We start from the raw sequence: 22965 nt of genomic DNA, 5'->3' as shown, positions 1-22965 counted from the left end.
TTTAACTACGTTTTTGTATTTATATGACAACGTTAACTTTGGTTAAAAATTCAAGATCATGAGTTTGATTAAAAAAACACTATTGCTAAAGCTCTTAGTTTGGGTGTTACTGGCATGTAATTTGCTCTTGCTGTCTTGGTTAGATGTTCATACTGGCTCAATCTGGGGTTGGGCTGTTACGGATTTCACGGACTCTCATCCTTTTAATCTCATTGATGTTGTCGCGATTTTTCAGTTTGTGCTTTTTGCCATTACTGCCGATGTAGTGATGCGCAGGTCTGTTATTCGCTATAACCACCATTCCAAAAAATCACAAATTCCTGCGATCTTAGTGCAGTGCTTCACTATTTTGATCTACGCCATGTTTGGCTTGGCTGGCTTTATCTTGCTGTATGACCATTCAGTAAGCAATCTTTTGGCAGCATCAGGCGCCATTGGCTTGAGTATTGGTTATGTCTGTAGGGACATGATTTCTGATGTGGTGAATAGTATCGTGATTCAAACGGATGGGCTGATTGCCATTAACGATTGGATTGAAGTCTCAGATAACGGCAGCACCCAATATTTTCAAGTCGTGCAGTTTGATCGCAGAATGGTTACTTTACGTAATCGCTTTGATTATTTGGTCAAAATTCCCAATACCCGTTTTATTGGCATGAGCTATATCAATTTAAGCAAGCAGGGAGAAGGCAGAGGCTCTAGAAGAACACTAGAAATCAAGCTTGACGCCCTCAATCATTCTGAAAAAGTCATTGGGGTATTGAATCTGGTGCTGGAATCAGTCATTAATACGGATTCTGATTTTATGAACTGGCAGTATTGCGGCATTAAATCGCTGGAGTCTGGAGGCGTTACCTATTTAATGGCCTATGAGTGCAAGCCATATTTAAAGCCAATTGATTCCAATTCAAGAATGATGAAAGTAGCGCTGCGTTTCCTGACGGCGGCAGGTATTAATACTGGTAATTCCATGGAAGTGCAAACCCTGGATAAGTACGAATCCAAAACCTCTAATCGCTTTTATGAAATCTATGAGTTCAGTATTCTGAGGGTAATGAGCCATAATGAGGCGATGCAATTATCCAAGACGGCTGCAGTCGTTAATTGTTTTAAAGGTGAACAATTGATTCGTCAAGGAGAGCAGGCTGATAGCATGTTCTTAGTTTCTGAAGGTTCGCTAGAGGTCAAAGTTCCCGGAAAAGATGGCAATGCCATCACAGTGGCAACCCTATGGCCTGGTGACTGCGTCGGCGAAATGTCTCTATTAACTGGCGCCCCTCGCTCTGCTGATGTATTTGCAAAAGTAGATGCCGTATTGGTTGAAATCAAAAAAGAAAATATTGCCCCCATCTTGGAATCTAATCTGAGATTGATTGATGAGATCTCCGAATTGCTTGCCAAACGTCAAGCGCATTCTGCTGCCATGGCTAATAACTCTACTATCGGTGATTTGCGAGAGCAAAGCCAAAATTTAGCCAAAAAGATCTTGGGTTTCTTCTTCAAGGGTTTGCACTAAGTCGCACCCATCTCTGTTCTATAGTCTTTCATTTGGGTTTTGAGAACTCAAGGTATAGTTTGTCTGCCCATGAGTCTTCCAGCTGAATCCGTCTCTTCTGAAATAGAAATCACCCCCGATTACGAGGCGGTGATTGAGGCGATTGACAGGCATGACCCCTATATCTTTGTCAGTGGTAAAGCGGGGACTGGTAAAACAACCCTCATCGGTTATCTACGAGAAACCATTCCAGGTAATGTCGTTGTCGTTGCTCCTACAGGCGTAGCAGCCTTGCAGGTTAAAGGGGTTACGATCCATTCCTTTTTTCGCCTTCCACCCCGTTTAATCTTTCCAGAAGAAGACATCAAGCCACTGCGCGATAAGCGACTCTATAAAGATATTCGTCTGCTCATCATTGATGAGATCTCGATGGTGCGTGCTGATGTGGTGGATGCGATGGATTTATTCTTGCGCGAGAACGGTCCCCAAAAAGGTAAACCTTTTGGCGGTATTCAGGTAATGTTTGTGGGGGATTTGTTTCAGTTACCCCCAGTGGTCTCTAGTAGCGATATGCAGGTCTTAGCCGATAGGGGATATGAAGGCCCGTATTTCTTCTGTGCCATGGCACTGCATCGCAAAGAAGTCACGATGGTTGAGCTTTCCAAGATCTTTCGCCAAAAAGATGCTGACTTTGCAGCACTCTTGAATCGCATTCGAATCAATCACGATGTGGATGAGGCCATTGATCTCCTCAATGCTCAGTGTTATCGACCCAATCACGTAGTCGATGAGGACACCATTACGCTCACCACTACCAATGCAAGAGCAGATCAAATTAATGGGGCGGGTTTGCGGGCAATCGAGGCCGATATCAAAGTCTATACCGGCAAAACAACTGGTAAGTTTAATGTTGATGAACGCAATTTACCTTCAGCAAATAATCTTGCGCTTAAGCTTGGCGCAAAAGTCATGTTTACAGCTACGGACCCAGGTTTTCCGAAGCGTTGGGTCAACGGTACGATCGGTATCGTACGAGAATTACTGCCTGATAAGGTGAAGGTGATGGTCAAGAATGGACCCTATTCCAATACGGTTGAAGTAACCGGTCATCAATGGGAATCCTATCGTTACGATCATGACATGATGTCTGGAAAAATCTCACCCAGCATCATTGGTACCTATGTGCAGATCCCTTTAATGCTAGCTTGGGCTGTCACCATCCATAAGAGTCAGGGTAAGACGCTCGATAAAGTCAAAGTGGATTTATCTTCAGGCGCATTTGCATCTGGTCAGGTGTATGTTGCACTCAGTCGTTGTAAAACGATTGAGGGGATTTCATTACAAAGACCGATTGAGCCTCGGGATGTGAGTTGCGATCAAGAGATCAAACGCTTTTATCTCAATTGCTTACCCCGCTCTTGATTTACGTTTCCGCCGTTGAATGATAGAAGCTTAACCCTTTGTATTTAGGGGCTTAACTCTTTCTTTATTGGTGTAACGCTATGCTATACAATGTGGTATGATTAAATCATTCCACCATAAAGGTTTGCAGTTATTTTTTGAAACGGGGAATAAAGCAGGAATTCAAAGCATGCATGCCCCGCGTTTATCTAGGCAATTGGCTAGATTGAATGAAGCAAGCTCTTGGGAGGATATGAATCTACCAGGATGGCGGCTCCATGTGCTTAAAGGTAAATTAGTTGGTCACTTTTCAATTGTCGTGAGTGGAAATTGGAGACTAACTTTTAAATTTGAAGGTGAAGATGCGGTTTTGGTAAATTATCAGGACTATCACTAATGCTAAAAATGAGAAAAATGTATAACCCCCCACACCCTGGGCTAACCTTGCGAGATGATGTCTTGCCTGCGCTCGGAATCACTGTGACAACTGCTGCAGAGCAGCTGGGGGTTACTCGTCCAGCCTTATCGCGTGTTCTTAATGCTAGGGCTGCAATTTCTCCTGAAATGGCCTTACGAATCGAGGCATGGCTTGGGGTTAAGAATGGCGGCAGTGCCAGCGTTTGGCTCGCACAACAGTCTGCCTATGATCTATGGAAGGCAAGAAAAACGATTAAGCCTAAAGTAAAGCATGCTCGTATTCCGCAGTTATTGGCTGCTTAAGGTTTACTGATTTAATAAGTGATAAATGATCGGGATTGCAACTGCACTGATCACACCATTCATGCCCATGGCTAAACTGGCATAAGTTCCTGCCTCAGGATGAATGCTAAAGGCGCGTGAAGTTCCAATGCCATGCGCTCCGATACCAATCGCAAAGCCTCTTTGCCACCATGCTTTCATCCCGAGCGCATTGAGAACAAAGGGCGCCAAAATTGCGCCCAAGATTCCGGTGGACACTGCGAAGATCGCAGTGAGAGTAGGAGACACACCGATACGCTCAGCGATACCCATTGCAATTGGCGCAGTAACGGATTTCGGATACATCGCTCCAGTAATACTGGAGTTAGCGCCCAAGAGTTTTGCAATGCTGACTGCACTCACGATTGACATTAAACCGCCAGTCAGTAAAGAGGCGATCAGTGGAATAGAGCGACCTTTGAGGCTTGCTAGTCCGCGGTAAATTGGAATAGCCAATGACACGGTTGCCGATCCTAATAGGAAGTGAATAAACTGCGCACCCTCAAAGTACGTAGGGTAGGGCATCTCAATGACTTGAATCGTGGTGGCCACCAAAATAATGGCAATGGCTACCGGATTGGCTAAAGGATTTTGCTTGCTTGCCTTATAAATGGCTAAGCCCAATTGGTAGGCAGCTAAGGTCAGAAAGAGTGCAAAGAGTGGGCTGCCTGATAGGTATACCCAAATCTCCACAATGGAGTGTTTTTCAGTCATGAGCATCCTTCTTGCTCAAAAAACGGACGACTACAGCACTCGAGCCTATTGTTAAGATCACGCTCCCAACTAGGGCGCACACAATGGCCAGAGCATTTGCCTTCAGTTCAGGCAAAAAGAGTACAACACCAACTGCAGCGGGGACAAATAACAAACCCAAGTACTGACTAAAGGCGTCGGCAACCAAGGCTAACTCTGTATTGATGCCTTTGCGCAGAACGAGCCAAAGAACCAGAAGTACTAGGCCAATCACAGGGCCAGGCAGAGTGGGGAGGAGGAACTTAGAGACGAGCTCCCCAATGCTTTGAAAGAGAAGAATTTGAACGAGACCAGAGATCATGGCTTGATCTTACAGGCTGGCATTTATGTTGCATCGCAATAAATGGGTTCTTGTTTAATATAGGCACAACATAAGTAGGGTATAAAAAATACACAGGAGACCATTTCGCAAGAAAGAATCTCCAATTCCAAAAATCAATAGGAGATCACTCATGGCAGAGTTAAATGTCAACGGCAAAAAATACAAAGTAGACGTCGATCCAGATACCCCATTGTTGTGGGTGATTCGCGAGCAAATTGGTCTGACTGGTACCAAATATGGTTGCGGTATTGGTGCATGCGGCGCCTGTACTGTGCTCTTCGAAGGTCAAGCGATGCGTAGCTGTTCTTTGCCTGTGGCTGCTGCTGAAGGTAAAAAAATTGAGACGATTGAAAGTCTTGAAAAGAATGGTCAACTTTCTAAAGTACAAAAAGCCTGGGTAGATAACCAAGTGCCACAGTGCGGCTACTGCCAATCTGGCATGGTGATGGCAACAACGGCCTTGCTGCGTAATAACCCAAAGCCTAGTGATGCGCAGATTGATGAAGCGATTACCAATATCTGCCGTTGCGGCACCTTCCAGCAAGTACGCGATGCTATTCATGCTGTAAGCAAGGCATAAGGAGATCAAGATGACTACAAATACAAATACCTCCCGCCGTCAATTTATTGTTGGCTCTAGTGCAATCGCCACTGGCCTTGTGATTGGCTTTGATTTTGCTTTGATGACTGAAGCGCATGCAGCGATGGGCACTGGTACAACATCAATGGCGCCTCTCGCCACCCCAGAAATTGGTGTGTGGGTTGTCGTCAAGCCGAATGATGATGTTGTTGTTCGTATCGTTCGCTCAGAAATGGGTCAGGGCACCATCACAGGTCTTGCGCAGTTGGTTGCTGAAGAGCTCGAGTGCGACTGGAAAAAAGTCACATACGAATATCCGTCACCAGGCGAGAACCTCAAGCGCAATAAGGTCTGGGGTAGTTACTCCACCGGCGGTAGCCGCGGTATTCGTACTTCAGAGCAGTATGTGCGCAAGGGCGGTGCAGCCGCTCGTATGATGTTGGTTGAGGCAGCCGCTTCCCAATGGAACGTGCCTGCTTCTGAGTGTGTTGCTAAAAATAGCGTGATCACGCATACCCCATCGGGACGTAAAACGACTTACGGTAAGGTTTCTGTTGCAGCATCTCAACTTGAGGTGCCCAAAGAGATTCCACTGAAAGATCCAAAAGATTGGCAATTGATTGGCAAGCCAGTCAATCGTATTGATGGTGTATCTGACAAAGTTACTGGCAAACAGGTTTATGCCATTGACCTCAAATTCCCAGGCATGTTGGTGGCTACGATTAAAGAGTCGCCTGTATTTGGTGGCAAAGTCAAAAGCTACGACGCTACTAAAGCGCAGAGCATGAAGGGCGTCAAGAAGGTGGTGCAAGTTGGTGATTCAGCAGTAGCAGTTGTTGCTGATACATTCTGGCAAGCCAAAACCGCCTTAGAGCAAGTGAACATTACTTGGGATAGCGGCAAAAATGCCAATGTTTCTAGCGCCTCAATTAAGAAAATGTTGGAAGAAGGATTTGGGGCGGATGATGCCTTTGTGCACAACACCAATGGTGATGTGAAGTCAGCTATCGCTGGCGCATCGAGGACGCTTGAAGCAACGTATTTTTATCCTTTCCTCAATCACGCCACGCTTGAGCCACAAACTGCCACTGCAAAGTGGACTGCAGATTCTTGTGAAGCCTGGGTGCCAACGCAAGACGGTGAAGCTTCTTTAGCAGCAGTAATTGCTGCCTCTGGTTTGCCCGCAGACAAATGCAACGTTTACAAAGTCAACCTCGGTGGTGGCTTTGGTCGTCGCGGCGCATTTCAGGACTACACAACTCAGGCAGTCAATATTGCTAAGCAGATGCCAGGCACCCATATTAAATTGATTTGGACTCGTGAAGAGGATATGACCCAGGGTCGTTACCATCCCGTCATGATGTGTAAGTTGACGGCGGCTATTGATAGCAATAAGAAAGTGACTGGCGTCAATATGCGCTTATCTGGCCAGTCTATCTTGGCGGCAGTTCGTCCTGCTGTCGTTGAGGCGAACAAAGGTAAAGATCCTTTGGCATTCCAAGGTCTTGAGGATAGTGGCGAGCATGGTTTCACCTACAGCTTCCCCAATATCACCATTGATCACGCGATGCGTAACACCCATGTCCCACCAGGATTTTGGCGTGGCGTGAACGTAAACCAAAATGCGGTCTTTATTGAAACCTTTATGGATGAGATGGCTGAAGCCGTTGGTGTGGACGCAGTAGAGTTCCGCCGTCAGCATATGGGCAAACACCCTCGTGCGGTCGCCGTTCTGAATGCGGTTGCCGATGGAATTGGCTGGGACAAACCAGCTGCTCCAGGCGTATTCCGTGGTGTAGCACAAATGAAATCCTTTGGAAGCTATGTTGCTGCAGCCTGTGAGTTGTCAGTGAAGAATGGCAATGAAGTGAAGATTCATCGCTTTGTTGCTGCTACTGATCCGGGTTATGTAGTTAATCCAGCGCAAGTACAACGTCAGGTTTCTGGCTCCTTTGTCTATGGCCTCTCTGCACTGTTCGAAGAAGAAATCACCATTGAAAATGGCGCAGTAGTACAAAAGAACTTTGATACCTTTGGTTCAATTCGTTTGTACCAAATGCCAAAAGTCGAAACCATCATTATTCAAGGTGGTGGTAAAGACTGGGGTGGTGTAGGTGAACCGACGATTGCAGTTGCAGCGCCAGCAGTGCTAAACGCAATTTATCGCGCAACTGGTAAACGTTTGCGTACTGTGCCATTGAAAAATAGCGGCATCAAACTGGTTTAAGCATTTCAGTGAACTGGTGCCGATGAGAATGAGGAATGGACTAGCGTTTGCTTTGCTAGCCTTCCTCAACCTCAACTTTGTAAATGCTCAAACATTAGTTGGAGATTCAATCAATGAATCTCTCTCTGGGCAGCCAGGCGATCCCATTCGAGGCAGAGCAATTGTTGCTAGTCGGCAGACCGGTTTATGTCTTTTGTGCCATAGCGGGCCCTTTCCGGAGGAGCGTTTTCAGGGAAATTTGGCTCCTGAGTTAAGCGTCAGTGTTGCACGCTTGAGTGCGCCTCAACTGCGAGCCCGTCTTGTCGATCCTAGTCAGTTCAATCCGAATACCATCATGCCGTCCTATTACAAAACCCAACATCTCAATCGAGTTGCTCCTAAATTCGTGGGTCAAACCCTCTTAAGTGTTCAAGAGATTGAGGATGTTGTGGCATTTTTAACTAGTCTTAACAAACAAAATTCACCATGAAGATCGCATTGACCTTTTTACCTAAAATGACTCGGCGCACGTGGCTATCCCAAATGCAAAGATTGGGCGTACTCACGCTGGGTGCCTGCTTAAGCCCAGCAATCGTCTTTGCTAAAAAGGAAGATGCCGCTACCGCTATTCAAAAGATTACTGGCGGAGCCAAAGTTGAGAACCAGCGAGTCACCCTAGTGATTCCACCTCTGGTTGAAAACGGTAATTTAGTGGTTCTTAAGGTCAGCGTTGAGAGTCCGATGACTGCAAATGATTATGTCAAAGCGATTCATGTGATTGCAGAGGGCAATCCTTTGCCCAATATCTTTACTGCTTACCTTACGCCGCGCTCATGCACGGCCACCATTACAACCCGAGTGCGCTTGGCTGATAGTCAGCGTGTTTGGGCGATCGCCCAAATGAGTAATGGCAGTTTTTATCAAGGCTATGCAGAAACCCTGGTGACGCTTTCTGCTTGCACGGAGTTGGTATGAGTAAAACATCGCGCACCTCTATTACGATGCCCAGCACTGCAAAAAAGGGCTCCATTATTGAGATTCGGGCAATTGCGCAGCACGATATGGAGTCTGGATTTCGGTACACCGAGTCCGGTAAGTTAGTGCCTCGGGACATCATTCGGGTATTTACGTGCAGCTATAACGATGTAGAAGTATTCAGGGCTGACTTCTATCCAGGTATTGGTGCCAATCCTTTAATTATCTTTACAACGATTGCTGTTGAGTCGGGCACTCTGGAGTTTAAGTGGCTCGGGGACGATGCTTATGAGGCCATTAATCAAGCAAGCATTACTGTTAACTAAGATATCGTGAGTAAAAAACGCTGCCTGTATCTTGGTCTGATGTGCAGCGCACTCTTACTATCAGTAAATGCAAGGGCTGTTGAGATTCAGGCCCAGAAACAGTCGAGCTACGCATTGATGTCCCCTGAAAATCAGGCGATGCAAGACGATCCCTCTCTTAATCCAGCCATGTTTTGGGTTGCTGAAGGCGAGAGTCTTTGGCAGAGTAAAGCAGGGGAGAAGAATATTGCTTGCAGTAGTTGTCATGGCGATGCTAAAAAATCCATGCGAGGCGTTGCAGCCCAATACCCAAAAATGATCAAAGACAAACTTCAAACCTTAGAGGGTCAAATAAATCAATGCCGTGTAGGTGCGCAAGGTGCTTCTGCGTTTCTATACGAGAGTAAAGATCTGCTATCACTAACTGCTTACATCGCGATTCAATCTAAAGGGATGCCGATTGCCGTAAAAGAAACCGCCCAGAATCAGCCAGACCTAAAACAAGGGCGCCGTTGGTTTAATGAACGCATGGGTCAACTCAATTTATCGTGCGCTCAGTGTCATGAGGAGCGAGCAGGTTTAAAGCTTGGTGGTAGCCCAATTCCACAGGGGCATCCCAATGCCTATCCGATTTATCGCTTAGAGTGGCAAACCTTAGGTTCTTTACAACGACGCTTACGCAATTGCATGAGCGGCGTTCGTGCACAACAGTTTGACTATGGCTCTCCAGAAATGGCTCAGCTAGAGCTGTTTCTGATGTGGCGCGCCAGAGGAATGCCTCTAGAAGCCCCCGGCGTTAGACCCTAGAGCTGATTAGTCGGAGAAGACGACTGATGTAGCACCGTTAATTAGGACACGATCATGCAAGTAGTACCGCAGTGCGCGAGAAAGCACAGTACGCTCCAAGTCACGTCCTTTGCGCACTAAATCCTCTGGTGTATCACCATGCGTCACACGTGTCACGTCTTGCTCAATGATTGGGCCTTCATCCAAATCACTGGTCACAAAGTGGGCAGTAGCGCCAATCAGCTTAATGCCACGGGCATGCGCCTGGTGATAAGGTTTGGCACCTTTGAAGCTCGGTAAGAATGAATGATGTACGTTGATGCAGCGGCCAGAGAGTTTGCTTGATAAGTCATCTGACAAAATTTGCATATAGCGGGCCAGTATCACCATGTCCACTTTAGATTGCGCAACGATCTCTAGGAGTTTTGCTTCTTGAGCGGGCTTAGTTTCTGCGGTAACGGGTAAATGGTAAAAAGGAATGTCTGCAAAGTCGATGCTGGCATAAACCTCACGCGGATGATTGGAAACAATCCCGCAGATAATCATCGGCAATTCACCAATGCGCCAACGATACAGTAAATCTACTAAGCAATGATCAAGTTTCGAAGCCATGATGAGAACACGCTTCAGATCTTTCACTGCACGCAATTCCCAAGTGAGCTCAAACCGTTTAGCGATTTCTACAAAACCAGATCGCAAAGTGTTGGCATCGGTAGGACAGCTAAAGCTGACGCGCATGAAGAAACGTTTTGAGGCTTTGTCATCGAATTGCTGGGCTTCCTCAATATCGCCACCAGCTTGAAAAATATAAGTAGACACTGCGGCCACAATGCCGGGCTTATTGGGGCAGGTGAGGGTGAGGTAATAGTTTTCTGTGGTCATAGCTAGAGCAGTAATAATCGGGTAAAGCGCAATTTTAGTCTCTTACGGCTAAAAGTCTCTATTGCTTGGCTAGATCTGGGGATAAGTCAGCTGGACCTAATAGTGGTGTGCTGTTATCGGTAATTGGCGGTACGGTCACTTCAACGCAAATCGGTTTGGAGCTCAAAGGATTTAAAAAGTTACATTCTTTTTTAGTGGCAGCAGATGCAGCGTGTTCAAGAGGAGACTTGCCGGTTACTGCGCTAGATGCTAGGCTGGTTGCAGTGACAGGATAGGCTGCTGCAGTGCCTGCAGCAGCAGTGCCAACTGAACTCGCCGCTGCAGAGCCTGAAGCCCCCACCGCAGCAATCGGTGCAACACATCCCTGGATGCAAAGGAAGCTACTGCAGGTAAGAAGTGCTACCCAAAACCTCGAGTGAAGCCTATCGTCTCTGGCAGACAACATTAAATACTCCAGCTGTCCATGATTCATTGATGACGGGTTCAAACTGGCTATCCGGCGTATTGTTATCTGACACTACTTTGCCTGTGCCTTTTTTCCCAGAAAATTCGTTAAACGCGATTGGACGATAACTAATTTCAGGGCAGTTGTATTCATTGAGGCCAACAATAGAATTAACAGTTTGTTTGTTATTTGGATTTACTCCAGGCTTTTTGAAATCCAACATGGACATAATTTGTGCTTTTTCACCGCTATCTCGAATCGTATCAAGATCGACATAAACCACCATGACTGCGTTAGAGCCTAACTCTTTCCATTCTGCAAAAGCATTGCTAAGTGGAGACATCGCTACCAGAACGAGGGTAGCAGTTGCGAGTGAGCGAATGGTTTTCATGGGGATATGTCCTCAATAGTGGCTAGTGTGTATTAATCAAACTTCATAAAGCATTCTAAACAGCTTCTTTTTCATTTTACGAACTTTTATTGACTATTGAGTTCGAGCTGACGTTTGGTGCTTGCGGGCTTCATTTGTAAAGGCAAATATTCATTTTTTGCCCACAGTGAGTTGAGATTGCGATAGAGCTTGCTCTGAACCCAGCCAGATTGACCGGTAGGGTAGATGAAGAGGGACTTCTCTAGATCAGATAAGTCATAGATCGTACGCATGCTGGGCGCTTGTAAGGTTTGATAAGGGTTGTTCGGATTATTTAACTCCAATCGACCTACATTGACAGTAAAGCTGTCACCCGGAAAAGGGGTTTGAATATTAAAGAATCTGCCAAGCACAGGAACTTTGCCTAGTGGTCGATGTTCAGAGACAGCAATATGCGCATTGCCCCAAGACCATTGCTGGGGATTGCTGCCATATTCTTTACTGAGATAAGTAAGGGCTTTATCAAATGCATTGTTCGAAGCATCTTGGCAAGACTCTACTTGAGGTGTTTTGGGGTCATCGCACCACGGGCTATTGGGATTTTGAACTTGTTCAGTTAATGCAGCGCGATAACTTCGTGCACCATATTGGTCAGTAAATAAGTAACCGAGTCTGGAAAAGAGATTGCGGGTCAGTTGATCCGCCCATACATTAAAGATCAATGCACCAGGGCTATCGATCTTCATGTCGCCATTGAAATCCTTGCTAACTGCTAGCGCTTGCGCCGCCAAAGGATGTGAAGAAGTGGTGGATTTAAATAAGTCTAATAGTGGAGTTGCGCCTAAGGACAGGGTATCAGCTTGCATGGCTTTCATTGAATCAAGATCATGCATAGACTTTCCTTGAATCAGTTCAACGATGCGGTTATAGCGAGTGGGCAAGTCCCAGTCAGCAGTTAAAGGATTGGGATCGTTGGCGGCAATAATTCTTTGGTTGGCTGTGGCAATCCAGCCTTGCTCTGGATTATTGCTGGCAGGCAGTTGATCATAAGGAACATAGCCCGTCCAATCATATTGTTTGTCCCAACCCAGGGCAGGTGCAACACCATAAAGCCCCTGATGCAGGGTTCGCTTTGGTGCTACACCAGCAGCTTGATAGGCAATATTGCCATCAATATCTGCCATCACAATGTTTTGCATGGGCGCAAAAATATTTCGTAAGGCTTGTTTGAACGCATTTAAATCTTTAGAGCGATTCATTTCCAAGATGCCATCCATAGAATGGTTCTCAACGTCTAGTGCATTCCAGCGCAGTGCTAAAGCAAAGCGATCGGTATCGATCGATCTTTTAGCCCGGGCGTACGCATCCGAAATCACAGGACCATGCCGAGTTTCTTTAACGATAAAGGTGATCGAGGGCTCACCTTTCACATCAATAATCTCTTGGCGAACTTTAAAAGGCATAAGCCCTTGAGGCCCTTGATACATTCCAGGGTTTTGTGAGTCGATCCGCTCTATATATAAATCTTGCACATCAGGATTGGTATTCGTAAAGCTCCATGCAAATTGATCGGTGCGGCCTAAAATAATTGCTGGTATACCGGGGAGAGTGCCTCCAATGACATTCATGCCAGGCGCATCGAGATGAGCAAAATACCAAATTGCCGGCGCCGACAAACCGAGATGAGGATCGTTTGCCAACAAAGGTTTTCCGCTAGCTGTGAGCTTTCCACTTAAGGCCCAGTTATTGGAGCCAATGCCATCTTTACCACCAGGTAAATCATTCGCACTCAGGTCATTTGCGGGTAGTTTGTGAGACTGGCTGCTAGAACCCTTGACGCTTGCTGGATAGACGCCTAAGTCACGATACATCTTCGAAAAGTCGACGTTGGTAACAGGTTCACCCTGGATATAAGGGGGCAGAACATCCCAGACTTGTTTTGTTGTCAAAAATTGAGAAAGCTCTAAGCGCTGCAACTCTTTGCTCCAATTTCCACCAAGGTCAAAGTCCATCATCAACATCCATGCGATGCTGTCAGTAGGTGACCAGTGCCCAGGCTTAGAGCCTGTTAAAAAATATTCTATTGGTAGGGCCCAACCTAAGTGCGCATTGCCAGCATTCACTCCATCTGCATACGCTTGCAACAAGCGCTTGGTACCTACTGAGTGACGATCAAATTGTTGTTCAGCGGCACGCTTAATACCGAGAGTGCGCATGAAGCGATCAATCTTCACTGTATCGCTTCCCAGAATTTCAGAGAGGCGGCCACTAGCGAGACGACGATTGATTTCCATTTGCCAGGAGCGTTCAGAAGCATGTAAGTAACCTAATGCAAATAAAGCATCAGCTTGACTCTTGGCTTTGATGTGCGGAATATCAGCTTCGTCAAAAGTAATGGTGACTGAGTCTCCAATGCTCTTGATGCTTCTTTTACCGGAAGAGGTAGTGTGGGCGGAAATTAAATAGACCGTAACAACTGCAACACAAGTAATCACGGCAATGCCGAGGATCAAAAAGACCGGCCGCATTAGCCTTGCGAAGCCACTCAATTTGCCAAGATATTTCATGAGCGCTAGTTTAGTGGCATTAGATTTCAGGAGTCCGAAACCTTTCAAGCGCGGCTTGCCGAGGCCTTTGGTCCTCGCATGCTAAAATTTGCCTTGTCTTGATTTATTAGCACTGCTTTGCTGCTGGTGCGAGCCCGAGTGGTGAAATCGGTAGACACAGCAGATTTAAAATCTGCCGACTCAAAAAAGTCGTGCCGGTTCGATTCCGGCCTCGGGCACCATCTTTAGACCATATTTCCCCTTAAATTGCAGCTTTTTGCCTTGATTTTAGGCATTCCCGCCCCCATTTATACGATAAATCTTCGTAAAATCAGGGGGTAAGCAACTCTTTATATGATTTTGACTACTGCTAAGGGGATTTCATCCCGTCGTTCTCTTGCTGGGTTGTGCTTTACTTTTTCCTCAGCGATTAAGCAGGTATCAACACTTTCTTTTTTTCTGGCTTGCCTGCCTGGCGTAATTCAGGCAGCCCCATTAGCACCAGCACCAACTGCATTGCCGACCAACGGCCAAGTGGTTGCTGGTAGCGCAACGATTTCCCAAACACAAACCCCAACTACTGCCACGATGAATGTGAACCAGAGTTCACAACGTGCAGTGATCAATTGGGATAGTTTTAATGTCGGCAAGAATGCGACAGTCAATTTCAATCAACCCAATGCAAGTGCGGTGACGCTCAATCGCGTGACTGGCGCTACTCAATCGATGATCGATGGCGCAATCAAGGCAAATGGCCAAGTGATATTTGTTAATCCCAATGGTGTGACTTTCGGTAGGGGCGCAGAGGTGAATGCCGCTGGTGTAGTTGCCAGCACCATGAATATCGCCGATAAAGATTTTATGGATGGTAAGTCGACATTCAAAGGCAATGGCACTGGGGCAGTGATTAACGAAGGCAAAATCAAAACCAATGTTGAGGGTGGTTACATTGCCTTACTTGCTCCTGAAGTCCGTAATGAAGGCTACTTGTTAGCCAAAAAGGGCTCGGGCACCGTTGCCATGGCTTCGGGTGAGCAAGTAACCTTGGACTTTAAGGGCAATTCACTGGTCAGTATCAAGGTAGATATTGCCACCTATAACGGCCTGATTGAAAATAAGCGAGTCGTTGAGGTGAATGGCGGCCTGGTTGTACTTGCAGCAGGTGCGGCAAACCAATTGATGGCCGGCGTTATCAAAAATACGGGCCGTATATCAGCAAGCTCTGCCGTCAATAACGGCGGTGTTATAGAGCTGGTTGCCAATACCGTGAACCAAGCTGGCAAATTGAGCGCCAATAGTAAGGCTGCAGAAGGCGGCCAAATTAATCTCGTGGGTAGTGACATTACGCTGGTGACCAACTCTAAGACAACAGCCACCGGAGCAACTGGTGGTGGACAGGTGAATGTTGGCTTAGCGAACACCCAAGTATCTGGCGGCATGCAAATCAACTCTCCAACTCAAGCCGGTGTTAAAGCTAACGCAAGCCAAGCAGCAATCAATCATCAGCTCGCACAAACCGTGCTTGTCCAAGAGGGCGCACTAATTGATGCGTCAGCGACCCAGTCAGGTAACGGTGGCGTTATTGCAATTTGGTCTCAAGTGCAAACCACAGTCGCTGGCATCCTCAAATCCATGGGCGGTGTGTTATCCGGTAATGGTGGTTTTATTGAAACTAGCTCGGCGGGTAGGGTGATTTATGGTCTGAGTTTGGAGGTTGATACCAGAGCCCCTCAAGGCAAATATGGCAATTGGTATACCGATCCAACTTCAATTGTGATTGATGCACCAGCAGCTATTGCGCTGACTAATGCACTGGCTAATACCAATGTGACTTTAGATGCGATGACCTCAGCGTGTGGTCCTATCGGGAGTTGTGCATCGAGCTCCACAGCGGTAATCAGCTTTTTAGCCAATGTACTTTCATCCAATCCCTTAACCAGTCTATACCTCTACGCCGATAACGGCACTATTAACATTAATAGCACCATACAGGCGGGTGCTGTATATGCACAAGCTCAAGGTGGAACCATTAACGTGGGGATCTCAGGCAAGATTTGGGCTTTTAATGATCTACTTGGAGCAAGCTCTGGTAGCTTGGGTTATGCGATTGAGTTGCTAGCTCAAGCCATTTACGTTTCTGGTGGACTTTCCACTACCAGTTCAGTGGTAGGTGGTACCGCTGGCAATATGAAGTTGCTAGCTAATACCATCAACCTTGGCGCAGGCAGTAAATTGGAAGCCAATGGCGATCATGGGGGCGGTTTAATTATGGTCGCCGCAAACGATTCTATTTACTCAGAGGGCTTAATTCAGGCTAACGGAACTATTAGTGGTAACGGCGGCACAATTGTACTGCTTGCAGCAAACGCAATAACGATCGATTACTTTCCGCCTTCGACTAGCCCCCTTTCTCAGCAATTAATGATCCAGGCCAATGGTTCCGCATCCAGCCTGACAAGTGGCGGCACCATTATTCTGGCAACAGTGGCGGGGAACCTATCAATTTCTAATGCAATCATTCAAGCTGCACAAGCTGCAGGTGGAGTGGGTGGTGATATTGCGTTAACAGCTACCAATAACCTTACTATCAGTAATTCTCAGATTGATGCTAACGGTAGTGCCGTGGGTGGTATTGCATTGTTAGGTGACACAACAACGCTTTCTACTAATGTTGATGGGCACACCATTATTAATGTTGGTGGCTCTGGCTATTTCAGTGTCATGGGTAAAACCATTAATTCTCAGGCAATCACCCCCATCATCATGAGTTCAGCCATCTCATCATCACAAATTACTAGCTTCTCTTCACAGGTAAGTGCAAATGAAGGCACACTCACAGCTAGTGCTGCCACCTCTGCAACAGGCACCTCTGCAACAGGCACCTCAGCAACAGGAACCTCAGCAACAGGCACCTCTGCAACAGGCACCTCTGCAACAGGCACCTCAGCAACAGGAACCTCAGCAACAGGCACAACTTCACCCGCAGTAGTTACTGCACCACCTCCACCGCCTCCAGCTCCGCCACCAGCAGTATTTAGTATTCCTGTGGCAAAGCCAGCGCCAGCAAAATTAGATATAGTTTCAACTAAAGAGGCGAATGTTGCCCCTGCAGCTCCTGTGGCGCCAGAGGCCCCTCCTTCCGCTGCAAAAGGAGAGGTGGCTGCACCACCAGCAAAAGCAGCACCTTTGAGCGTTTTGGCTGATGGCAGTATCCAGTTGACTCCGCCAGCAGCGCCCAATGCACCCGCTGAGGCTCCACCTCCAGCTGCGGCCAATCCACCACCAGCACGTCCCTCTTCTTCAGCACGAGAGAGTGCAAATAAGGAGGGTTCAAGTAACAAGGACGGAACCAACTCTGAGTCAAGAAAATATGGCTCCAATAAGGATGGTACGGACAAGGTGGATGGTAAAGATGGCAGCACTAAGTCGACTACCGGCTCAACCAAGTACGTTAGTAAATACGCCAATGGCGTACGCAACACTGATAAGCCAGGAACTAAAGAGGGTTCAAATAAGCCTGTGGCTGGTACCAAGCCGAATGCCCCAAGAGAGGGTAAGTACGCCAATCGTATCAATGCCGTCAACAATAACCCTGCTGCGATTGCCGCGATGAGACAAAATCCCTTTGCTGGAAATATTTCTGCGTTTCCACCTGGGGTAGCCACTGAAGTGATGCCAGCACCGGTCATACGGGGTGGGGATAGCCTAGCTCAGTCCTATGATGATGTACCATCGATACGAAATTCTGGTGTAGCAAATGCGGGTCGGTCCCGTAGTACTGAAAATTATTATGAAAGTCTTGAGTCAGTGAATCTCATGTCTACTTTGAATTTATTTATCATCCACTAATGGACTTGGGGATTACTAGAGAATGATGAGCTTTCTGCACTCGCTGCCCAATATTGTTATTGGGATCAGCATCATGGTGATAGGTTTAATACTATCAACCGCTATTCCTCTTTACATCCGCTGGAAATATAAACTTAACCCTGACGAGCATTTGGCTAAGGGCGCGGAAGAGGGCTTTAAATTATTCACCTCCATAACTTTACTGTTGATTGCCTTTTCTTTAGTGCGCGTTCAAGGCGATCACCGGAACGTGGAAGATTTAGTGTCCCGTGAAGCAGCTTTAATGTTCAAGCTCAATCGTTCGCTTGCCTCTTTTAACGGGCAACATGCTCCAGAGCTGCAAGGTGATTTGAAAAATTATGCGCAGGCTGTTGTGACTGATGAGTGGCCACTGATGGCTAAAAATGAGCGCAGTGAAGAAGCCTCTAATGTATTAACAGATTTGACCCAGGGTATTCGACTCTTGGATCCCAAAAATCCCGTGCAACAAATGGCGCGGGTTGAAATTGTCACCACCCTCAATCAATTATCAGATGTGAGAGAAGCGCGTTTGTCTGCTGCCAGACTCAAAGTGCCATCGTATTTATGGGACGCATTAGCTATATCCGTCGCTATGCTCATCATTTTTGGTTGGCTACAGAACCCTTTACCCAAAATGGTGGCCTATGTAGGCGGGGTGACTATTGGCGTGGCAGTTTTGTTCACCCTAGTCATTGCCCTAGAGGGATTGTTTGTGGGTGAGAGTCAAGTGACTCCAGAGGCGATTGTCCACGTGATTCCTTCTCTGGGGCCTTAACGATGTCCAGTGATGCTTTGAATCTGAAAGATCTGCATTTCATTCAAATGCGTGGCTCATCCACAGTGATGAAATTGATGCAACAGATTGGCATGCGGTATATGGATGAGCATCCCAATATTCGCATCCCTTTGCTCGCTGGTGGAACTGCCATGGGCTATAAATCTGCCTTGGACGGCACTACCAATATTGGTATGGCTTCTGGGCAAATGCCCCCTAATATTCAAGTATGGGCACATAAATACAAATACAAGATTGAAGAAGTGACAATTGCAACCGATGGTTTAGCCGCGATTGTCAATCCAGCCAATCCGATCAATGAGTTGACTTTGGATCAGCTGCATGACATTTTTACTGGAAGTATTACCAACTGGAATGCTTTAGGAAAATATTCTGGCCCTATCAATGTCGTTAGTCATGATCCTCAACTAGGCACCTATGAGCCTTGGAAGCGGCAGGTTACTGGTAATGATCACATCACCTTAAAGGCTAAGGTGATCACTGGAATCCATTCTTTGATGCAAGAGATCTCAACCGATCCGTTTGCCATTGGATGGGTTGGAACAACTTTTTTAAGAAAAGAGAAAGTAAAGACTTTAGCAATCAATGGGGTTTTGCCAACTTATCAGGCCATCAAGCAACATGAATACCCTATTCGCAATGACTTACAGCTTTTGGTAGCACCTAATGCGCATAAAGAAGTGAAAGAATTTATTGCCTATTGTTTGGATGTAAACAAAGGGCAGGCCATGATTAAGGAGCTGGGCTTAGTTCCAGTAGCGGGTAAATGATGATGAATCGCCGTCAATTACTCCGAAATATTGCAATTGGCGCTGGTGTTGGCGGAGCAGCGCTAGCCGGCCTGATTGCCTATCCTTATATTTTGGCTAGAGCAAAAAAAGAGTTGATGATTTCTGGGTCGACAGCTGTAACCCGTTTTATTGCTTTACTGATTGCACCGTTTATTGAGAAGAACCCTCTTGTCAAAGTAAGTCTTGAGGGCGGTGGCTCATTTGTAGGTCTCGTGACCTTGGAGAATGGCGGAATCGATTTAGCCATGATGTCCCGGGATTTAAATTTTGAAGAATTCAACCTCGACATACATAGTCACCTGATTGGTATTGAGGGTATAGCCATTGTTGTCCATCCGAAGATGAATATTAATAATATTTCTCTTGCGCAACTAAATGGCATATTCGAAGGGGTGATCACAAATTGGGATCAACTAGGCGGGCCACATAAAAAAATTAATGTGTATAGCCGCAGCGAGGGATCAAGCACGCGAGCATTTGTCGAGGATGTCATTCTGAGGGGGGCTAAATTTGCTCGGGATGCCAAAGTTACCGATAACGCTGTTGCCTTGTCTGAAGCAGTTGCTCAAGATCCCGATGGAATTGGATATCTCACCATCAAAAATCTCACCAATAAAGTCAAGGCTGTTGCGATTGATGGAGTGGAAATTAGCGACAAAACCCTACTACTTAAGCTTTACCCATTGTGCAGAGATATGTTCTTGGTGAACAAAAATTCTGCCAGCGAGATTGCTAAAGATTTTGTCCACTACAGCATGAGTGAAGCAGGTCAAGAGATATTTGTGAAGAATGGCTTAACTCAGGTCTCAAGATAGGGCATCACAATCATGGCAACTCCATCAAACGAAGTAGAGGAATATTTATTTAAAGCCCTTGATTGGCTGAGAAGCAAGCATCACATTCGCAGGGGTTTAGCGCTTGGTCTGATTGGAGCCTTGCTAATATTGGCTGGTAAATTTGCTTATGACTTATACCCACGCAATTATGAGTTAAGCATCAGTGGCGGCGGTATGCTTACCAAGAGTCACCAGTTAGCGAAAGTTTTGCAAGACGAAGCTGCCCGCAGGAATATCACATTAACGATTACACCAACAGCGGGATCTTTTGAGGCGCTGAATGATTTGAATAGTGGCACTTTAGACTTGGCATTTGTCCAAGGAGGTATTGATCCAGTTGGTTACGATGATGTCCGACAAGTCGCATCGATAGCACCCCAACTTATCCAGTTCTTAGTGAAGGGCGACGTCAAAAACATTCATGACATTCACGGCAAGACTGTCAATCTTGGTGAAAAGAATGGCGGCCCTAGTATTGTCTCTAATCAAATTCTGCGCTTCTCAGGCCTAATGCCCGAGGTAGACTATGTTGAGACCAACTTTAGCGATGAGCAATTGCTCAGCATGAAGCCTGAACGACTCCCTGATGTAGTTGTGCAAGTTTCATATGCGCCATCAGCCATAGTCGACTTTTTGGTTCAAAAACGGGGGTATCAGCTTTTAGAGATGTCTTTTCCACCATCCCTGGCACTGCGGATGGGGTGGGTAGCAGATACCAAGATCTTGGCCTATATGTATCAAATTTCTCCACCAATACCCGCAACAGACATTCAGGTGGTAGGTGTTAATTTGAATCTTCTTGCCAATAAAAACGTGGATCCTAAGGCAATCGCTGCCTTACTGCCAGTCCTATACAGCCCGCAAGTAGCCTCTCGTTTTAATTTCACTATTTCAGAAGATAAGATGTTGACACCGTCTGGCTTTCCAATATCGGATGGTACTGAGGCATACATTGCGAGTAAGCAGCCCCTGATTACTGCAGCAATGATTTCTCAGATTCAAAACCTTTTTGGTTTAGTCATGTCGCTGATTTCAGTGTTATTGGTTATATTCAAATGGTTCAAAGCTCCCGAGGAAGTCATGGCTGTCACTGCAAGTGAAGATGATGATGACAGTGATAATCAGCCTCCGACTCCCAGTGCTGACGATAGTGGATCTGGTGTTTCAGACCACATCAACAATATTGCAAATACCATTTCTAAATTTACATAGCACCTTTGATTTAGGCGCTATTGAAATTACTGCATTTCAGTTGCTTCACTTATGACTCTACTAAAATCCTTCGTCTGCGTTTGCTTAAGTGTTTCCTCTCTTGCCGCATGGGGCGTAGATGTTCTTGAGTTTCAGTGCAAACGCACCGAAAAAGACTATGTAGAAGAATATGAAATGAAGCTCACCTTAGCCTCAGGCACTCAGAAGGCTAAGGTATTTCTCGATGGTCGCGACCTTGATCAATCTGACGAATTTGGCAAGCAAGAAGTCAAGAGCATTACCATGGCTAGGCCAAATATTCTGATTGCAATTGAGGCAAGCTTTGAGCCTGAAGAGATTATGAATGTTGCTTACCCGGCAGGTAAAGTGTCTACACTGATTACCTTAGATCCGATAAGCGGTAAGCTAAGGAAGGTAGAAAAAATTCAGGGTGGTATTTTGGGGGCAAGTCTTGGAAATGGAACGCATGTGAGCGAAGAAGTCTGCCTCCTGAGCAAGATGCCCTATAAAACTAAAGAGCAGTCCAAGTAATAGTAAAACTCAATCAGGCTCTGTTACAAACCCCAGCTTTGTTAGGCCTGCGCGGCGTGAAGCTGCAAGTACTTGAGCGACGTATTCATACTTAACGGATTTATCAGCACGCAAGTTAATCTCTGGTTGCGGCTCTTTTTGAGCCGCTTTCTCTGCATAGCCATCGAAAGTTTTTAAATCAATCGCGGTACTGTTCCAAAAGATCTGGCCTTTGCCATCGATGGTGAGTTGCACAGACTCTGGCTTCACTTCATTGCGCACGCTGTTGGCTTTGGGCAGTTCAATTTTGACTGCTTGCTGAATCACGGGCAGGGTAATAATGAAAATAATCAATAGAACCAACATGACGTCTACCATGGGCGTCATGTTGATTTCGGACATGATGCTGTCCTCGTTCTGGTCGTCGTGAATATGAAAGGCCATACTTATTCTCCGGATTTAACGCGGGCACCAGTCACAAAATAGGCAAGTAAATCATTGCCAAAGCGGTTGAGATCAGCGACCAATAACTTATTAGCGCGGTTAATGGCATTGAACGCCAACACTGCTGGAATCGCCACCGCTAAACCTAAGGCAGTCATGATCAAGGCTTCACCAATCGGGCCGGCTACTTGGTCCAGCTGGGCGCTACCGGAGCTACTAATTGCAATCAAGGCATGGTAAATACCCCATACAGTTCCGAATAAACCGATAAAGGGAGCGATCGCTCCAGTAGAGCCCAAGAACGTTAATCCCTTCTGAAAGCTTGCCGCAATACTATCAATCGTATTCTTAAGGCTTCTACTCATCCAGTCAGAGTAATTCAGCGTTTGCAGGAGTTCGCGATGATTGTTGGACTGACTTTGATGATGGGCAGAAGCAGTAGTTGCCTCTACAGCAATCCGATAGTAGGGATTGGTGGCTCTATTCGTAAAAAATTGCAAACCTTGTTCGTAGGAAGTGGCACGCCAGAATTGCTCCAGCTCAGGCCTGAGTTTGCGTAAATTGCGCAATTCCCAAAAACGGCTTAACAAAATCACCCAAGTAACAATCGAGCAAATGAGTAAGGCAATTGCCACAAAACGGGTAATGAAGTCGCCTTCAAGCCAGAGATTTGCTATGCCAAATGGTGTATTCATGTTCAGG

At 46.3% G+C, this 22965-nt stretch carries 24 protein-coding genes and 1 tRNA gene; 17 read left to right on the top strand and 8 right to left on the bottom strand.

The annotated features are described in order from the left end of the window. Nucleotides 1-58: 58 nt before the first annotated feature. From C2757_RS05555 to C2757_RS05540, 4 genes are all read left to right on the top strand, one after another. On the top strand, nucleotides 59-1516 hold the full coding sequence (locus C2757_RS05555; protein ID WP_215373366.1) for a cyclic nucleotide-binding domain-containing protein: 1458 nt from the start codon (nucleotides 59-61) through the stop codon (nucleotides 1514-1516). Nucleotides 1517-1585: 69 nt separating this feature from the next. Continuing rightward, complete coding sequence (locus tag C2757_RS09060) at nucleotides 1586-2917, top strand: ATP-dependent RecD-like DNA helicase (protein ID WP_215373365.1); 1332 nt, start codon at nucleotides 1586-1588, stop codon at nucleotides 2915-2917. A gap of 97 nt (nucleotides 2918-3014) precedes the next feature. Beyond that, entirely contained in the window at nucleotides 3015-3293 is a 279-nt protein-coding gene (locus tag C2757_RS05545) for a type II toxin-antitoxin system RelE/ParE family toxin (protein ID WP_215373364.1), read from the top strand. Nucleotides 3294-3301: 8 nt separating this feature from the next. Next, nucleotides 3302-3616 carry a HigA family addiction module antitoxin gene (locus tag C2757_RS05540; RefSeq protein WP_215373362.1) on the top strand — a complete coding sequence of 105 codons (315 nt, stop codon included), beginning with the start codon at nucleotides 3302-3304 and terminating at the stop codon, nucleotides 3614-3616. Between the two features lie 3 nt (nucleotides 3617-3619). On the opposite strand, the gene C2757_RS05535 is transcribed toward C2757_RS05540, so the two are convergent. Next, nucleotides 3620-4348 (bottom strand): LrgB family protein, encoded by a 729-nt coding sequence (locus C2757_RS05535; RefSeq protein WP_215373361.1) that lies wholly within the window; start codon nucleotides 4346-4348, stop codon nucleotides 3620-3622. Continuing rightward, nucleotides 4341-4688, bottom strand: a complete 348-nt coding sequence (locus tag C2757_RS05530) for a CidA/LrgA family protein (protein ID WP_215373359.1) — start codon at nucleotides 4686-4688, stop codon at nucleotides 4341-4343. Before C2757_RS05530 ends, C2757_RS05535 begins: the two co-directional genes overlap by 8 nt. A 151-nt stretch (nucleotides 4689-4839) precedes the next feature. Here C2757_RS05530 and C2757_RS05525 point away from each other — a divergent pair, with 151 nt between their 5' ends. The 6 genes from C2757_RS05525 to soxA are packed head-to-tail and all read left to right on the top strand — an operon-like array spanning nucleotide 4840 to nucleotide 9582. Next, on the top strand, nucleotides 4840-5289 hold the full coding sequence (locus tag C2757_RS05525) for a (2Fe-2S)-binding protein (RefSeq protein ID WP_215373358.1): 450 nt from the start codon (nucleotides 4840-4842) through the stop codon (nucleotides 5287-5289). A gap of 10 nt (nucleotides 5290-5299) precedes the next feature. Then, on the top strand, nucleotides 5300-7516 hold the full coding sequence (locus C2757_RS05520) for a molybdopterin cofactor-binding domain-containing protein (protein ID WP_215373357.1): 2217 nt from the start codon (nucleotides 5300-5302) through the stop codon (nucleotides 7514-7516). Between the two features lie 28 nt (nucleotides 7517-7544). Next, on the top strand, nucleotides 7545-7985 hold the full coding sequence (gene soxX, locus C2757_RS05515) for a sulfur oxidation c-type cytochrome SoxX (RefSeq protein ID WP_251366717.1): 441 nt from the start codon (nucleotides 7545-7547) through the stop codon (nucleotides 7983-7985). Continuing rightward, nucleotides 7982-8470: a SoxY-related AACIE arm protein gene (locus C2757_RS05510; RefSeq protein WP_371817014.1), complete on the top strand. Its 489-nt coding sequence runs from the start codon at nucleotides 7982-7984 to the stop codon at nucleotides 8468-8470. The genes soxX and C2757_RS05510 overlap by 4 nt, the downstream gene beginning before the upstream one ends. Beyond that, nucleotides 8467-8796, top strand: coding sequence for a thiosulfate oxidation carrier complex protein SoxZ (locus C2757_RS05505; protein WP_215373353.1), 330 nt, complete (start codon nucleotides 8467-8469; stop codon nucleotides 8794-8796). The genes C2757_RS05510 and C2757_RS05505 overlap by 4 nt, the downstream gene beginning before the upstream one ends. A 6-nt stretch (nucleotides 8797-8802) precedes the next feature. Next, entirely contained in the window at nucleotides 8803-9582 is a 780-nt protein-coding gene (gene soxA / locus C2757_RS05500; protein WP_251366715.1) for a sulfur oxidation c-type cytochrome SoxA, read from the top strand. Between the two features lie 6 nt (nucleotides 9583-9588). Here the strand turns inward: soxA and purU are convergent, their stop codons facing one another. From purU to C2757_RS05480, 4 genes are all read right to left on the bottom strand, one after another. Then, a complete protein-coding gene (gene purU, locus C2757_RS05495; protein ID WP_215373351.1) occupies nucleotides 9589-10443 on the bottom strand; it encodes a formyltetrahydrofolate deformylase in 855 nt (284 codons plus the stop codon). 58 nt (nucleotides 10444-10501) lie between these two features. Further along, on the bottom strand, nucleotides 10502-10888 hold the full coding sequence (locus tag C2757_RS05490; protein WP_215373349.1) for a hypothetical protein: 387 nt from the start codon (nucleotides 10886-10888) through the stop codon (nucleotides 10502-10504). Further along, nucleotides 10866-11279, bottom strand: coding sequence for a surface-adhesin E family protein (locus tag C2757_RS05485; protein WP_215373347.1), 414 nt, complete (start codon nucleotides 11277-11279; stop codon nucleotides 10866-10868). The genes C2757_RS05490 and C2757_RS05485 overlap by 23 nt, the downstream gene beginning before the upstream one ends. Before the next feature lie 86 nt (nucleotides 11280-11365). Next, nucleotides 11366-13825 (bottom strand): penicillin acylase family protein, encoded by a 2460-nt coding sequence (locus C2757_RS05480; RefSeq protein ID WP_215373345.1) that lies wholly within the window; start codon nucleotides 13823-13825, stop codon nucleotides 11366-11368. A gap of 132 nt (nucleotides 13826-13957) precedes the next feature. Here C2757_RS05480 and C2757_RS05475 point away from each other — a divergent pair. The 7 genes from C2757_RS05475 to C2757_RS05445 all read left to right on the top strand — a co-directional run bounded on the left by C2757_RS05475 (nucleotide 13958) and on the right by C2757_RS05445 (nucleotide 21840). Further along, nucleotides 13958-14046 (top strand) — tRNA-Leu (locus tag C2757_RS05475). Nucleotides 14047-14158: 112 nt separating this feature from the next. Then, nucleotides 14159-17653: a filamentous hemagglutinin N-terminal domain-containing protein gene (locus C2757_RS09055; RefSeq protein WP_215373343.1), complete on the top strand. Its 3495-nt coding sequence runs from the start codon at nucleotides 14159-14161 to the stop codon at nucleotides 17651-17653. Between the two features lie 22 nt (nucleotides 17654-17675). After that, on the top strand, nucleotides 17676-18449 hold the full coding sequence (locus C2757_RS05465) for a DUF4239 domain-containing protein (protein WP_215373341.1): 774 nt from the start codon (nucleotides 17676-17678) through the stop codon (nucleotides 18447-18449). A 2-nt stretch (nucleotides 18450-18451) separates the two neighbouring features. Next, on the top strand, nucleotides 18452-19240 hold the full coding sequence (locus C2757_RS05460; RefSeq protein WP_215373340.1) for a phosphate ABC transporter substrate-binding protein: 789 nt from the start codon (nucleotides 18452-18454) through the stop codon (nucleotides 19238-19240). After that, entirely contained in the window at nucleotides 19237-20076 is an 840-nt protein-coding gene (locus C2757_RS05455) for a phosphate ABC transporter substrate-binding protein (RefSeq protein WP_215373338.1), read from the top strand. Before C2757_RS05460 ends, C2757_RS05455 begins: the two co-directional genes overlap by 4 nt. Nucleotides 20077-20088: 12 nt before the next feature. Beyond that, on the top strand, nucleotides 20089-21309 hold the full coding sequence (locus tag C2757_RS05450) for a TAXI family TRAP transporter solute-binding subunit (protein ID WP_215373336.1): 1221 nt from the start codon (nucleotides 20089-20091) through the stop codon (nucleotides 21307-21309). A gap of 51 nt (nucleotides 21310-21360) precedes the next feature. Then, the gene (locus C2757_RS05445) at nucleotides 21361-21840 is read left to right on the top strand and encodes a hypothetical protein (RefSeq protein ID WP_251366714.1); all 480 of its coding nucleotides are present in this window, start codon (nucleotides 21361-21363) and stop codon (nucleotides 21838-21840) included. A 9-nt stretch (nucleotides 21841-21849) separates the two neighbouring features. Here C2757_RS05445 and C2757_RS05440 read toward each other — a convergent pair whose 3' ends face one another. Beyond that, on the bottom strand, nucleotides 21850-22263 hold the full coding sequence (locus tag C2757_RS05440; RefSeq protein WP_215373334.1) for a biopolymer transporter ExbD: 414 nt from the start codon (nucleotides 22261-22263) through the stop codon (nucleotides 21850-21852). A 2-nt stretch (nucleotides 22264-22265) separates the two neighbouring features. Continuing rightward, nucleotides 22266-22958 carry a MotA/TolQ/ExbB proton channel family protein gene (locus C2757_RS05435; protein ID WP_215373332.1) on the bottom strand — a complete coding sequence of 231 codons (693 nt, stop codon included), beginning with the start codon at nucleotides 22956-22958 and terminating at the stop codon, nucleotides 22266-22268. Between the last annotated feature and the right edge of the window lie 7 nt (nucleotides 22959-22965).

The organism is Polynucleobacter sp. MWH-Svant-W18, assembly GCF_018687495.1.
In the GTDB taxonomy this organism is placed as follows: domain Bacteria; phylum Pseudomonadota; class Gammaproteobacteria; order Burkholderiales; family Burkholderiaceae; genus Polynucleobacter.
The sequence above is the reverse complement of the archived record's forward strand: the minus strand, read 5'-3'. Positions and strand labels throughout refer to the sequence as shown.

Coding starts and splice junctions, on each gene's coding strand:
- C2757_RS09055 (WP_215373343.1), top strand. CDS start 14,159: ATGATTTTGACTACTGCTAAGGGGATTTCATCCCGTCGTTCTCTTGCT.
- C2757_RS05545 (WP_215373364.1), top strand. CDS start 3,015: ATGATTAAATCATTCCACCATAAAGGTTTGCAGTTATTTTTTGAAACG.
- C2757_RS05535 (WP_215373361.1), bottom strand. CDS start 4,348: ATGACTGAAAAACACTCCATTGTGGAGATTTGGGTATACCTATCAGGC.
- C2757_RS05450 (WP_215373336.1), top strand. CDS start 20,089: ATGGCAACTCCATCAAACGAAGTAGAGGAATATTTATTTAAAGCCCTT.
- C2757_RS05465 (WP_215373341.1), top strand. CDS start 17,676: ATGATGAGCTTTCTGCACTCGCTGCCCAATATTGTTATTGGGATCAGC.
- C2757_RS05435 (WP_215373332.1), bottom strand. CDS start 22,958: ATGAATACACCATTTGGCATAGCAAATCTCTGGCTTGAAGGCGACTTC.
- C2757_RS05525 (WP_215373358.1), top strand. CDS start 4,840: ATGGCAGAGTTAAATGTCAACGGCAAAAAATACAAAGTAGACGTCGAT.
- C2757_RS05520 (WP_215373357.1), top strand. CDS start 5,300: ATGACTACAAATACAAATACCTCCCGCCGTCAATTTATTGTTGGCTCT.
- C2757_RS05555 (WP_215373366.1), top strand. CDS start 59: ATGAGTTTGATTAAAAAAACACTATTGCTAAAGCTCTTAGTTTGGGTG.
- C2757_RS05510 (WP_371817014.1), top strand. CDS start 7,982: ATGAAGATCGCATTGACCTTTTTACCTAAAATGACTCGGCGCACGTGG.
- C2757_RS05485 (WP_215373347.1), bottom strand. CDS start 11,279: ATGAAAACCATTCGCTCACTCGCAACTGCTACCCTCGTTCTGGTAGCG.
- C2757_RS05440 (WP_215373334.1), bottom strand. CDS start 22,263: ATGGCCTTTCATATTCACGACGACCAGAACGAGGACAGCATCATGTCC.
- C2757_RS05445 (WP_251366714.1), top strand. CDS start 21,361: ATGACTCTACTAAAATCCTTCGTCTGCGTTTGCTTAAGTGTTTCCTCT.
- C2757_RS05455 (WP_215373338.1), top strand. CDS start 19,237: ATGATGATGAATCGCCGTCAATTACTCCGAAATATTGCAATTGGCGCT.
- C2757_RS05505 (WP_215373353.1), top strand. CDS start 8,467: ATGAGTAAAACATCGCGCACCTCTATTACGATGCCCAGCACTGCAAAA.
- C2757_RS05530 (WP_215373359.1), bottom strand. CDS start 4,688: ATGATCTCTGGTCTCGTTCAAATTCTTCTCTTTCAAAGCATTGGGGAG.
- purU (WP_215373351.1), bottom strand. CDS start 10,443: ATGACCACAGAAAACTATTACCTCACCCTCACCTGCCCCAATAAGCCC.
- C2757_RS09060 (WP_215373365.1), top strand. CDS start 1,586: ATGAGTCTTCCAGCTGAATCCGTCTCTTCTGAAATAGAAATCACCCCC.
- C2757_RS05460 (WP_215373340.1), top strand. CDS start 18,452: ATGTCCAGTGATGCTTTGAATCTGAAAGATCTGCATTTCATTCAAATG.
- soxX (WP_251366717.1), top strand. CDS start 7,545: ATGAGGAATGGACTAGCGTTTGCTTTGCTAGCCTTCCTCAACCTCAAC.
- C2757_RS05540 (WP_215373362.1), top strand. CDS start 3,302: ATGAGAAAAATGTATAACCCCCCACACCCTGGGCTAACCTTGCGAGAT.
- C2757_RS05490 (WP_215373349.1), bottom strand. CDS start 10,888: ATGTTGTCTGCCAGAGACGATAGGCTTCACTCGAGGTTTTGGGTAGCA.
- C2757_RS05480 (WP_215373345.1), bottom strand. CDS start 13,825: ATGAAATATCTTGGCAAATTGAGTGGCTTCGCAAGGCTAATGCGGCCG.